15 protein-coding genes and 2 tRNA genes are annotated in these 11853 nt (G+C 52.9%); 5 read left to right on the top strand and 12 right to left on the bottom strand.

Going from position 1 to position 11853, the window contains the following annotated elements:
- Window positions 1-120: 120 nt before the first annotated feature.
- Window positions 121-483 carry a DUF488 domain-containing protein gene (locus tag AC1EK1_RS04520; RefSeq protein ID WP_480306859.1) on the bottom strand — a complete coding sequence of 121 codons (363 nt, stop codon included), beginning with the start codon at window positions 481-483 and terminating at the stop codon, window positions 121-123.
- Between the two features lie 238 nt (window positions 484-721).
- On the opposite strand from AC1EK1_RS04520, the gene AC1EK1_RS04515 reads away from it, so the two are divergent.
- Both AC1EK1_RS04515 and AC1EK1_RS04510 read left to right on the top strand, forming a co-directional pair.
- A tRNA-Leu gene (locus tag AC1EK1_RS04515) sits at window positions 722-805 on the top strand.
- Between the two features lie 38 nt (window positions 806-843).
- A tRNA-Leu gene (locus AC1EK1_RS04510) sits at window positions 844-928 on the top strand.
- A gap of 239 nt (window positions 929-1167) precedes the next feature.
- Here AC1EK1_RS04510 and AC1EK1_RS04505 read toward each other — a convergent pair.
- The 6 genes from AC1EK1_RS04505 to prmA form a co-directional block, all read right to left on the bottom strand.
- Window positions 1168-1839, bottom strand: coding sequence for a carbohydrate-binding family 9-like protein (locus AC1EK1_RS04505; RefSeq protein ID WP_480306857.1), 672 nt, complete (start codon window positions 1837-1839; stop codon window positions 1168-1170).
- 30 nt (window positions 1840-1869) lie between these two features.
- Entirely contained in the window at window positions 1870-2547 is a 678-nt protein-coding gene (gene nth, locus AC1EK1_RS04500) for an endonuclease III (protein WP_480306855.1), read from the bottom strand.
- Window positions 2544-3578: a phenylalanine--tRNA ligase subunit alpha gene (locus tag AC1EK1_RS04495; protein ID WP_480306854.1), complete on the bottom strand. Its 1035-nt coding sequence runs from the start codon at window positions 3576-3578 to the stop codon at window positions 2544-2546. Before AC1EK1_RS04495 ends, nth begins: the two co-directional genes overlap by 4 nt.
- A 135-nt stretch (window positions 3579-3713) precedes the next feature.
- A complete protein-coding gene (locus AC1EK1_RS04490) occupies window positions 3714-4985 on the bottom strand; it encodes a Cof-type HAD-IIB family hydrolase (protein ID WP_480306852.1) in 1272 nt (423 codons plus the stop codon).
- 25 nt (window positions 4986-5010) lie between these two features.
- The gene (gene pfkA, locus AC1EK1_RS04485; RefSeq protein ID WP_480306850.1) at window positions 5011-6039 is read right to left on the bottom strand and encodes a 6-phosphofructokinase; all 1029 of its coding nucleotides are present in this window, start codon (window positions 6037-6039) and stop codon (window positions 5011-5013) included.
- Between the two features lie 33 nt (window positions 6040-6072).
- Complete coding sequence (prmA, locus tag AC1EK1_RS04480) at window positions 6073-6930, bottom strand: 50S ribosomal protein L11 methyltransferase (protein ID WP_480306848.1); 858 nt, start codon at window positions 6928-6930, stop codon at window positions 6073-6075.
- A gap of 501 nt (window positions 6931-7431) precedes the next feature.
- Here prmA and AC1EK1_RS04475 point away from each other — a divergent pair.
- The 3 genes from AC1EK1_RS04475 (at window position 7432) to AC1EK1_RS04465 (ending at window position 8962) form a co-directional block, all read left to right on the top strand.
- Window positions 7432-7848: a YtxH domain-containing protein gene (locus tag AC1EK1_RS04475; RefSeq protein WP_480306847.1), complete on the top strand. Its 417-nt coding sequence runs from the start codon at window positions 7432-7434 to the stop codon at window positions 7846-7848.
- Window positions 7849-8004: 156 nt separating this feature from the next.
- Window positions 8005-8475 (top strand): hypothetical protein, encoded by a 471-nt coding sequence (locus AC1EK1_RS04470; protein WP_480306846.1) that lies wholly within the window; start codon window positions 8005-8007, stop codon window positions 8473-8475.
- A gap of 31 nt (window positions 8476-8506) precedes the next feature.
- Window positions 8507-8962, top strand: coding sequence for a hypothetical protein (locus AC1EK1_RS04465; protein WP_480306844.1), 456 nt, complete (start codon window positions 8507-8509; stop codon window positions 8960-8962).
- Here the strand turns inward: AC1EK1_RS04465 and AC1EK1_RS04460 are convergent.
- Genes AC1EK1_RS04460 through AC1EK1_RS04440 form a run of 5 tightly spaced genes read right to left on the bottom strand, consistent with a single transcriptional unit; the run spans window position 8959 to window position 11840 of the window.
- Complete coding sequence (locus AC1EK1_RS04460) at window positions 8959-9717, bottom strand: TatD family hydrolase (RefSeq protein WP_480306842.1); 759 nt, start codon at window positions 9715-9717, stop codon at window positions 8959-8961. The genes AC1EK1_RS04465 and AC1EK1_RS04460 overlap by 4 nt on opposite strands.
- The gene (gene yidD / locus AC1EK1_RS04455) at window positions 9714-9959 is read right to left on the bottom strand and encodes a membrane protein insertion efficiency factor YidD (RefSeq protein WP_480307252.1); all 246 of its coding nucleotides are present in this window, start codon (window positions 9957-9959) and stop codon (window positions 9714-9716) included. The genes AC1EK1_RS04460 and yidD overlap by 4 nt, the downstream gene beginning before the upstream one ends.
- On the bottom strand, window positions 9949-10344 hold the full coding sequence (locus AC1EK1_RS04450; protein WP_480306838.1) for a ribonuclease P protein component: 396 nt from the start codon (window positions 10342-10344) through the stop codon (window positions 9949-9951). The genes yidD and AC1EK1_RS04450 overlap by 11 nt, the downstream gene beginning before the upstream one ends.
- A 3-nt stretch (window positions 10345-10347) precedes the next feature.
- A complete protein-coding gene (locus AC1EK1_RS04445; protein WP_480306837.1) occupies window positions 10348-11097 on the bottom strand; it encodes a uroporphyrinogen-III synthase in 750 nt (249 codons plus the stop codon).
- Between the two features lie 38 nt (window positions 11098-11135).
- Window positions 11136-11840, bottom strand: coding sequence for a DUF4271 domain-containing protein (locus AC1EK1_RS04440; protein WP_480306836.1), 705 nt, complete (start codon window positions 11838-11840; stop codon window positions 11136-11138).
- Window positions 11841-11853 lie beyond the last annotated feature (13 nt).

Raw genomic sequence — 11853 nt, 5'->3', positions numbered from 1 at the left:
TTGTCGGCTCCTATTTGTCGTGAGGTGATTTTATCAGCAAAGTGTGAGTCCGAAGCACCTTGTGTGTTTGTGTCAATCGTTTTGGAGCATTCTATATAGATGGTACCTTTTTGTAGTGGGTTATGAATGCCTGAGTATCCAGTCTCTCAGGATCACGGCGTGGTTGCAAGTGGCCGAGCGTGCACCGTAGACGAGGGTCACATTGCCGTGGGTTAGGAGTTCCTTACAGTGCTTCGCAAATGTTTCGGCCTCGGGGTTGGCATCCAGCTCTTCTAGGTATTGATCCTGAAATTTGTCAAAGTTTTCCTCTTTGTGCCCAAACCACTTGCGGAGCTCGGTGGATGGGGTGATCTCTTTTGCCCACTCATTGATGGCGGCCATCTCCTTTGTGACTCCACGTGGCCATAGACGGTCAATCAATATGCGATACCCATCCTCAGGTTTTGCGTCGATATATGCGCGTTTGATGTTTAGTGTTCCCATTTTTCTTTGTTTGAAATCTACTGTGTTCCGACCTCCAGGTCTATGGATGGATAAATATAGTGATAAGTTGTGAGCAGTGAGTCTTTCTGTTCCGATGTGAGTTTGTCACTCGTATTTGTGTGGTGTGATGCAATTTTGTGGTCAAGTTTCTTGGTGGGTAAGAAAAATGGTGGTATCTTTGCCATCACAAATAGGATGCTTGGGTAGGCCCAAGTCTTGGTGCGATCCTGCTTTTATTGCCCGGGTGGCGGAATTGGTAGACGCGCTAGTTTCAGGTACTAGTGGTAGCAATGCCGTGCAGGTTCGATTCCTGTCCCGGGCACTTTTGATCAAAGATGGATCAAGCATCAAAAATCCTTTGCGCAGGTGGCGGAATCGGTAGACGCGCTACTTTGAGGGGGTAGTGCCCGTTTTGGGTGTGTGAGTTCGAATCTCATCCTGCGCACTCCTTATTATACTGGTTGTTTGGGTCTTTTGAGCTCGGGCATCCTGAAACGAAAAACGGAAGGTCTGTGCAGACAGAGCTTCCGTTTCTTTGTGTGTCCTAAAACGATCCGATGGGGACTTGAGACTGATGTCAGTACACACGCACATCTCTCCTCTGCTCCGGTGGAGTAGAATAGAAGGCTTTTGCGAAAAGACGCGTGCTTGTAGGGTTGGTGCGCCTCGTGGCTCGGTGGTGGGCTATTTTTCCCTCTTGGCAAATGCTATGGGGAGGAAAGACTCGGGACGGTGAAAGTCGGGATGTGGTGCATCGACCTTGTGCCAGCTGGCGTAGTGGGGGATGGTGGTGTCGTCGCCACACTTGTAAAAATTGGCGAGGATACCGGTCGGGATTTCATCGGGGCTTTGGATGCCGAAGAGGTTGAAGTCCAGCTTGACCGATACGGTGAAGTAGTGTATGCCCATGGGACGCTCAAAGAGGACCCCTGTCCTCTCACTGCTGGATCTGCTGATGTAGCTGTATTGCTTGGCAGTGAATGGGGTTTGCTCGTTTCGGTCGAGGCGATATGAGGCATCGCAGGTGCCGATGCAGTTGAACTCAAAGTTGTAGTACCTCTCGTCTCCAGGAAAGCGGATGAATGCCTCTACGCAACTGTCTCGGTGTACCGGATCACCGTCTTTTCCAAACTGTGCTCTCAGCCCTTTGCCTCTGCTTTGGAAGCGGAGGTATATCCCAGTGTTGGTGTAGGCTAGATCTACTGCCGTGACGGGAATGTATCTGTACTGATCCGGCCAGCTGTTGTACATGATGGGTAGCCTGAGCCCCTGCTCCTCCATGATGATCTCGTTGGAGGAGAGGTCAAGTGAGTCAAGTACTGGAATGTAGGGAATCGTGAACTTGGATGTGTCCATAGTGGCGGGTTTTTTATAGGTGGTCTTTTGTCACTTTTTCTTGGCCGGTGTGGTGGTTGGGGCTACTTTTGTCCTTTTCTCGTAGTGCTTGCAGTAGTGGCTGATGCCACAGTCGGGGCACTTGGGGTTGCGTGCTGTGCAGATGTATCGCCCGTGAAGGAGGATCCAGTGGTGCGCATCCGCCAAGTACTGCTCCGGGATGACCTGCATGAGCTTTTCTTCGACCTTGAGAGGGGTGTTGGCGGATAGGGGCACGAGGCCTATTCGGCGAGAGACTCTGTAGACATGTGTGTCTACGGCAATGCGTGGTTGGTCGTAGATGGCACTGAGGACGACGTTGGCTGTTTTGCGTCCCACACCCGGGAGCTTGACCAGCTGCTTGGGGTCGTCCGGCACGGTGCTGTCGTAGGTGTCGCAGAGCATTTGTGCCATGCCGACAAGGTGGTTGGCTTTGCTATTGGGGTAGGTGACGCTGGAGATATAGGGTAGGAGCTCTGCCGCAGTGGCTTTTGCCATGGTGCAGGGATCCGGGTATTTTTCAAAAAGTGCGGGAGTCACTAGATTGATGCGCTTGTCGGTGCACTGAGCAGAGAGCAGGACAGCTACGAGCAACTGAAAGGGGGTGCTGTAGTTGAGCTCAGTCTTGACGACCGGACGTTCCTTGCGAAACCATGCCAGGACGCTTTCTACTCGCTCACTTTGCTTCATCGTACGGACTCAAATTGCTGTAAGAAGCGGATATCGTTTTCGGAGAATAGCCGGAGGTCATTGACGCTGTACTTGAGGTTGGCGATTCGCTCAATCCCCATGCCAAGTGCGTAGCCGGAGTACTTCTCGCTATCGATGCCACAGGCCTCGAGGACATTGCGGTCTACCATGCCACAGCCCAGAATCTCTACCCACCCGGTATGCTTGCAAAAGCCACAGCCCTCGCCACCGCAGATGTTGCAGGAGATATCCATCTCCGCAGATGGTTCGGTGAAGGGAAAGTAGGAGGGGCGTAGCCGGATCTTGGTCTCGGGGCCAAACATCTCTTGGGCGAAGTGTAAGAGGACCTGACGGAGGTCCTGGAAAGTGACATGCTCCGCCACATAGAGTGCCTCTACCTGGTGAAAGAAGCAGTGTGCGCGTGCCGAGATTGCTTCGTTGCGGTAGACACGACCCGGGCAGATGATCCGGATGGGTGGCTCTTGGTGCTCCATGATCCGGGTCTGGACGGAGGAGGTGTGTGTGCGTAGCAGTATTTCCGGATGGTGTCCGATAAAGAAGGTGTCTTGCATGTCCCTTGCCGGATGATCTGGGGCAAAGTTGAGCGACTCAAAGACATGCCAATCGTCCTCTACCTCGGGTCCCTCGGCGATGTTGAAGCCCAGCCGGCTAAAGATACCGATGATCCGATCTCGGACGATGTTGAGTGGGTGTCGAGATCCGAGTGGGAGGGGGTAGGGTGTCCGGCTGAGATCCAGTGCATCCAGCTCCGATGAGTGGTTGTCACTATCGAGCTGTGCCCTGAAGGCCTCTATGCGATCTTGTACAAGGGTCTTGAGCTGATTGAGCTGCATGCCGAGCTCTCGTTTGGTCTCTTTGGGCATCTCTTTGAACTCTTTGATGACTTCGTTGAGTGCTCCCTTTTTGCTCAGATACTTTAGACGCAGTTCCTCCAGTAGCTCGAGGTTTTCGGGTTGGGTGAGGGCGTTGATCTCTTGGGTTATTTGTGCTATCTTTTCTTGAATCGTCATGGTTGCGTATACAAGGAGTTGCGGTTCTGGTGAAGTAGAACCATGTCTGCGAAGTTACCCTAAATATTCCAAAGTTCTTTATTTTTTCGAAAAAAACCTTTGTTCTCGGGCTTGTTCTCTCTCCGTGGGGTGTCGTTAGCGTTTTTTGAGGATGCTGTTGAGTACACGTGCAGAGCAGATTACCTCATCGGCTTCGGAGCGAATCTCGACATTCCAGAGGTGGGTGCTCCGTCCTCTGTGGATGATGGTGGCTATGCCCTTGACCACATCGCCTTCGTGTGCGGTGCTGATGTGGTTGCCACTGACCTGCATCCCCACTTGTATTTCGTTGTTGTGCAGGAGTACCAGCGAGCCATATCCGGCGAGAGTCTCGGCCAAGGCCAGAGAGGCACCTCCGTGTAGGATGCCCATCGGTTGCCGAGTGCGTCGGTCTACGGGCATAGTAGCCTCCACGTACCCTTCGGACAGCTTGGTGACCGTGATTCCCAAACTTTCCATTAGGGTATTTTTTTGCATTTGATTGATGAGGTCGACCGAGATCTGCTCCTCTTTTTCCTCGGGGTATAGGAGGTACTTGTTGATGAAGTGCCTTATCCCATCTTCATTGTTGGACAGTGTGACGTAGTCGGCCACCCTCTTGACGGCTTCGGAGGCATTGGCCATGGCCACTCCCAGTCCGGACATTTGGATCATACGCAGGTCGTTGTAGTTGTCACCTACAGCCACGACTTCTTTGCGTGGGATCCCTAGGTCTTTTAGGAGAAAATCCAAGCTGTACCCCTTGTCTACTCCATTGGGTACTACCTCGATGAAGCTCTCTGCGGATACGAAAAATGAGAGTCTGTTTTCAAAATGAGCCTCCAGCTCGCTCTTGAGGGACAATAACTCCTCTCCATCTCCCACCAAAGCACATTTGAGTGGTGCTCTCGTCAGGGCGTCGGGTAGAGACTTCACTTCGCGTATCGGCATCTCAAAGTCTATCTTGCTCTCGGCCTGGATGTGTCGGTTGTCCTTGTCCTCGGCTATAATCTCCTCTCTCGTGTAGGTGATCATCTCCACCCCTTTTCGTTGCTTGACGATCTCGTACAGCTCGTTTACGATCTCGAGGGGGATTGTTTTGCGTCCGAGTACTTGTCCATCTGCACAGGAGGTTATTTTTCCTCCGTTGTAGGACATCAAGTAGCCTCCGTACTTGTCCATTTGTAGCTCACGAGCTATCGGAGCTGCGCCATAGGTCGGTCGGCCGGTGGCGATCACCAGGGTCAAGCCCTCGCGTTGCACTTCCAGGAGTGCGTTGTAGGTGGATGGGTGTATCTTTTTCTCATCATCCAGCACCGTCCCATCCAGATCAAGTGCCAGGATACGGTACGCAAAAGGGTACGACTTCTTGTTATACTTAGGGTTCATTATTTGGTTGCTCTAAAATAAAACGTTACAGAGCCAGTACATTCAGCACCCGGTAGTCGCTTTCTTGCATTATCTTGTCGTCTTTTATGGCTCTCGAAAAGGGGACATTGATGAGCTGGTCGTTTTGGATGCCGATCATTACGTTGCGTTGTCCGTCCAGCAGTGCATCCACGGCGGCGACACCCATTCGGCTGGCCAGGATACGATCCTGTGCGCAGGGGCTGCCTCCTCGCTGTATGTGTCCCAAGATCACGACTCGGGCCTCATACTCAGGATGAGCGGCCTCTATTCGCTCAGCCACGCCCATCGCTCCGCCTGTCTTTTCGCTCTCAGCGACAAGGATGATGGCGCTGTTTTTGCTCTTCCTAAAGCCACTGCTAATCATGTTGTTCATCTGCTCCTCGGAGGCTTTGTACTCCGGAATTACAGCTACCTCTGCACCACTTGCTATGGCACCGTTGAGGGCCAAAAAACCGGAGTCTCTACCCATCACCTCCACGACAAACAGTCGGTCATGCGAGCTTGCGGTGTCGCGCAGCTTGTCCACCGCCTCCATGATGGTGTTGAGTGCGGTGGCGTATCCTATGGTCCGGTCGGTGCCGGATAGGTCGTTGTCGATAGAGGCCGGTATGCCGACGATAGGGATGTCGTACTCGTTGGCAAAGATGCGAGCCCCCGACAGAGAGCCGTCACCGCCGATCACCACGAGGGCATCTATTCCCTCCTTCACCATGTTTTCGTACGCCTGCTTTCGTCCCTCTTTGGTCATGAATTCTTTGCTCCTTGCTGTCTTGAGCTTGGTCCCTCCTCGTTGGATGATGTTGCTGACATTCTCTGTCTGCAACTCCTTGATCGCCCCATCGATCAGCCCCTTGTACCCTCTGTAGATTCCTTTTACCGTCAGGCCATAGGCGATCGCACAGCGGGTCACGGCACGGATGGCGGAGTTCATCCCGGGAGCATCACCTCCACTAGTCAGGATGCCGACACACCGGATGCCACGGTATAGTTTGGTGCTTGGAGCTATTGTGTTTAGGTCTTTATCTTCTTCCATGGTAGTATTCATTAGTTGTGTGGGATCACATTGTTATTCTTTGGTTAGTCTCATGGCCACCCACTCACCGGAGGGGTTGGTTAGGTCGCATGTCACCCAGCCCAGTCGTAGGAGTGCCTCCTCTATCATCGGGACATCGGTGCCCAAAAATCCACTCAGTAATAGTTCGCCCTCGGGTCTGAGCGCGGCCACATACCGCCCGCAGTCCTCCAGTATGATGTTGCGATTGATATTGGCCAGGAGGATATCCACCGGTGCCAGCCCTTTCAGCGTGTCAGCGGTGCCACGTTTCACCTCTATTGAGACGTTGTTTTGCTCGGCATTGTACTTGGCATTTTCGACAGCTGCATCATCGATATCTATGCAGAGACAGTGCTTGGCCCCCCTTTTCATCGCATATATCCCCAGTATGCCACTGCCACAGCCCATATCAATCACTTGCTTGCCACTCGTGTCGATCTCGCTCAGCAGACGCAGCATGCCGAGGGTGGTCGCATGGTTGCCTGTCCCAAAAGCCATCCTGGGGTCAATGATCAGCTCCTGCTCCACCGACGGCATAGGGTCATGAAACGAAGCTCGCACCCCCAGCTTGCCCGGAAGGACCTCCACCGGAGCGTAGTAGTGGCGCTCCCATACCTTGTTCCAATCCTCGGACGGGACCAAGTCGTACTCGTAGCCGATCTTCAGAGACTGTAGTAGAGGATGCGACTCCACGAGCTCTCTCAGGCTCTTGGTACAAAAGTTTGGCTCCTGTATATAGGCACTGTACACGCCACTCTCTTGTACAAAAAAGGACTCATACCCCATCTCACCCAGCAGATAGGAGAGGGTGTCTTGGAGATCCGTAGAGGCCTGTGAAGGCAGGTCAAAGTTTACTTGTATGTAGTTCATGGAGGTCAATGATCGTCTAAAAAAAGTCCGATAATGCCAGTGTCCTACAGCTGGATGGACTGTACCCCAAAGTTACACAAATTGGTATTGATGGAAAAAGGTATTTCGCCCCCCTCCGATGGCTCAAGTGGAGGGGGATTTTTTTATCACCGTATTTTTTCTATCCGTCTAAACGATTGCTTCTGTCCGAGAAAAGTTTTGCTTCTATCCGTGAAACCGATCGCTTCTATCCGTGAAACCTGGGGCTGCTTGCAATCAATTGATTCTCTGTTGTTTGTAAAACTCTAAAAACCGCTCTAAAAACCGCACTTTTTCCAGCGTGTGTTTTTGGTGATTTTGGGCTACTCGAAGCACCTTTTTACCCAGTACTCTGGCAGAAAAGCTCCAAGTCCATCCGTCTTCTCGGTCGGAAGTAGGGTTGTCGCTTCGGATAAAAATCAGTATCTTTGTAAAAGACAGAAACAGAAAATAAAAATGTAACTTACTAAAATAGATAAGATTATGAGCAACAAAAACGGACTGAAAGTACTGATCGGCGTGGCAATCGGAACGGCCATAGGAGCCTGCATCGCTTACTTTTCTGATGAGGAGAAGCGCAATAAGTTCATCGACGATATGTCCGACAAGGCAGAGCGTGCCGGCGAAAGCCTGAAAGACGTCTACTATGAGGGACGGATCCGCGCTCGCAAGGCAGGACGCGATCTCAGCCGTAGATTTGCGGATGCCAAGGAGGACGCTCAGAATGCCCTCAACGACGCCATGGATTCGGCACTGAACCTGGGAAGAAAGAGTAGAGAGTCCTTTGAAGAGCTCGCAGAGCTCACCAAAGAGGAGCTCGAGGAGATGAAGAAAGAAGCCCTCAAGGAAGGCAAGGAAATCTCCAAGAACCTCAAGGAGGCACTCGACCAAAAGGATTGAGCTCTATCCGGCACTACAAAAAAAACAGAGGCCTGCAAGTGATACTTCCCGGAGAGGATACCGGTGGTCTCACTTGTGGGCACTTTTTTGGGTACAGCCGTGACGCACAACCACGTCCGGACCTCATGCAGAACTACCGACAGACAAAAAAAGATAATGGCAAAGACGTTTAGATCACTCATCGCAGAGACAAAGCAGGATCTGCTATCGCTTGCAGACCACTACTCGGAGCTCTACCGGCTGAAAGCCCTGGAAAAGGGAGTCCCCAAGGTCGTCCGCTGGAGCTACTTGGCATTCATTGGGGTGGTGGTGGCTTTCTTTTTCCTTTTTTTGTGCCTGACCCTTGTATTTGGGCTTAGCCTCCTTTTTGTACACGGAGCCCCGGAGACAGCGCTGCAGAGCCTGGCACTCGCCAGTCTGTGCTTCACAGGGGTGCTGCTGCTGATCATCGTCGTCCTAATACTGCTGCGCACCAAAGTGTGTGGTCACTACACCGCCAAGATCATCTCCAAGAGGCTTGATGCCCTTGAGCAACGTGAGCAAGATGCGGCCGCCATGCAAACTTCCCCGACCGAGCAGGCAACGATCGCAACCGGTACCGATACAGATATTGTACAGCTGGACTAAAAAAGGACCCCGGCAAGATAAGTGAGACACCATGACCCATACGACCGATAATAACTACAAAGAAAGGCTACAGGCGCGACAAGAGCGACTGGAGAGAGAAATGATGGAGAGCCGCATGAGGCTGGGTAATAACCTTGGCTACCTCGCCCAAAATGGCCCGGTAATGATCGGTGCAACAGCCACCGAAGCCATCGCCAAGCGAAGCCCACGACTGGCTAGAATAGTGGGAGGACTGGGCTTGGGCGTGTACCGACCTGAGACCCGACTCATCGCACCGACTGCTCCAAGCGATCGCGACCGAGTCGAAAGACCTAAGACCAAGTCAACCGACAAACCAACTTGGCTCAAACTGACCGAAAACCTGATCATCCCCCTCGCAATCACCCTGGGGCAACAACAACTTCTCTCCTTTGGCCTCAGGAGAGGTGGTAGATTCGTGGGGTCGGCTCTAAAACTGGTGACAAGAGGACTTTTCGGAAAACGCTAGAGACAAAGACTCCTACTCAAGGGGAGGTGATGTCGCTCAACCAACTCGGCAAAAGTGGAGAGCAAATGATGAGCCAAGAGGTCCGGGCGCATGCCTAGGGCTATACCGGCTCGCCGATAACTCTCCGCAAGCGTGCCGATCTCCTCATCTGTCTCCAGTAAGAACGACCCCGGCTCCGGACAACTGCCCCAAGTATAGCGAGGGGATAGCCCCACTGATATACCGGCCCGGCGGAGCTGATCCAATAGACCGGGCTTGCCTCTAAAGCCATGGACCCACCAGGCTGTGTGCCGTGTGCGTGAGCGGTGCTCCGCCAAAAGCAAATCCCATCCCCCTACGATATGAAAGACGACCGGCAGACCTAGCTCCTCAGCTAGATCCAACTGCCAGCTGACCAGCTTGGACTGCTCGGAGAGCGACAAGCCGGAGGAGCGATTGTCCCACCCCAATTCCCCCAAAGCAAGCAAGGGAGCAGAGGTCTGCTCCCGTTTTGCAAAAATAACTTCCCTAAGGTACTCAACCCCTCGACCTAGTACCTGCTTGGCCTCTTCGACCTCCATGGGATGGATGCCGGTGGTGTAGTAGTCGGCCCTGGGACAAGGCTCCTCACTCAGATAGGTGCTTTGGACGATGATCGTGTCTGTCCCCCGATAGTACTCGCAACCGGTGCGGTGGGTGTGAAAGTCCAGCAACCGGGTGGTCTTGCACTCCGGCCCATCAGGCCGAGACACTGTGCTGCGATCGACCGGTGTCATGGCACAGGGTCGTACCCACTTCCACCAAAAGGATTGCAACGAAGTATCCGCCAAATGGCCAGCGCAAGTCCCTTGATAGGGCCGTGCTTGCGGAGTGCTTCAATCGCATATTGGCTGCAGGTCGGTGTGAACCGACACACCGGTGGCAAGAGCGGGCTGATATACCGCTGATAGCCTCTGATGGGTAGGATGAGGAGAGCGACGATGTATTGGGTGATTTTAGCCATCATCTTAGCCATCATCGTGAAGTCTTTTCAGCAGTTTGTCGAGTGCGATCCGAGTACTTTTTTCGGCTTGAGCATATGAGCAGACTTCGTCCGAGAGGTAGACAAAGCCGACCAACAGCGTCCCGAGACCCAGGGCTTGGACAAAGTCGGTGAGGCTGTGTTTGTTGGTCCGATAGCACTCTCGGTAGAGACGTTTGATCCGGTTGCGCGCCACAGCGTGCTTGTGTAGGCGTTTGGGGACGCTGAGGATGATCTTGACCGGAGGAGTGGATACAGAGGTGGGGACAAGTGTATAGACCACTCGCACGGGATAGCACACAAAGCCCTGCTTGCCTGCAAAGAGGGTGTTGATCTCCTCTTTCAGGTAGAGACGCTCCTGCTTGGCTAGTCCGTTGTGCATGGTTTAGTGCTTTTTGAGCACGTCTGCCAGCGCCGCGGTCATGCTTGGGTATTGGGGAGTGGGTGCGACGATATCCACCCTTAGTCCTTGCTCCTCCATGGCTTGCTTGGTCCCTTCGCCCAGACAGCCCATCAGACGATCGCCTTGGACAAAATTGGGGTGGTTGTGAAACAGGGAGTTTACGCCATTGGGGCTAAAAAATAAAATCCCATCAAAGGCATCCAGCTCCTCAGGTGTAAAGGACGAGAAGACGGTACGCGTAATCACGTAGCGGTCATACTCTATTCCCTCTTCGTCCAGTCTGGCAAAAAGATCCTCCTTTTGCCCCTCGGTGGTTGGGATCAGGAAGCGTTCTTTTTTGTGCTTGAGGATCATATCCAGCAGCTCCTCGTGGTTGCCACTTGTCTCCGGTGTATATACCTTGCGCTTTCGTACCGTGATGTACTTTTGGAGGTAGCCTACGATCATCTCGGAGAGGCAGTAGTACTTGTAGTTGTCCGACAGCTCGATCCGCATTTCCTTGAGGAGCGTGAAGAGGTGGTCGGTCATTGTCCTGGAGGTCAGCACGAGTGAGGTGTAGTCCGCCGGGTCTATCTTTTGGTCACGTAGCTCTCGTGTGGTGAGTGGCTCAAGGGTGAATAGGGGCCGAAAGGTCAGCTCCAGACCGTACTCCTTGGCTAGGTCGAAATAGGGGGACCGAGGGGATGAGGGTTTGGGCTGAGATATGAGGATACGTTTGATATATTTAGACATGGAGTGGGCGTTGATCTTGTTGCTTGTACATCGCACAGCTATCCCGCAACTGCATTTGTGAGGAGTAGTAGGGGTAGCAATTCGCACCCGCAAAGGTACCAAATAATATGCAATGGGTGTCTTCGGACTCTACTGAGGACCGTCACACCTCGCCAGACCACCCACACTCTGTAGATAAAGTACAGCAAACCGATCATGATGCTCACGGCCTGGCGGTGATGGGGCAAAAAAAGTAGGACCAGCAGGGGAAGTAGCTGCATGGAGGCCCACCATGCCGACAAAAAGACATAGCCCGGAAGCCACAACCGTAGCTCATCCGAGTCACCGAAGGAGAAACTTATCCAAAATTGCAACAAGAGACTAAGTGAAAACAGCCCAAAGGCATACAGCGAGTGCCTGAGTGTCTCGTCCCAAAACCGAGCTGCGCTCAGTGTGTCTCCCATTGTCTGCCTCAGGAGTAGCGTGACCAGTATGCCTACCAAAACAGATCCCACAAGGATGCCCATCGCCAGTATGATCGGCCGGGGTGTATACTCGGAGACGCTGCGGATGTTTCGGGGGCGCAGGGTGACCAGCTGTAGTGCCTGCATACGTCCCTTTGCCCCCATGACAGTATAGAGTGTGGCCATCACCGAGAGGAGCAGGAGGACCACTACGATGAGGCTGTCCCAGTACGCCGGTGCTGAGGTGATCGGTACGCTCTCGTACCGCTCTGCAAATGTGGGCCAAGTGAGTAGTTGCATGCTCTCTCCTCGG

Source organism: Porphyromonas sp. C0026D3, from assembly GCF_056590775.1.
This window is presented reverse-complemented; position numbering and strand designations above follow the sequence as displayed.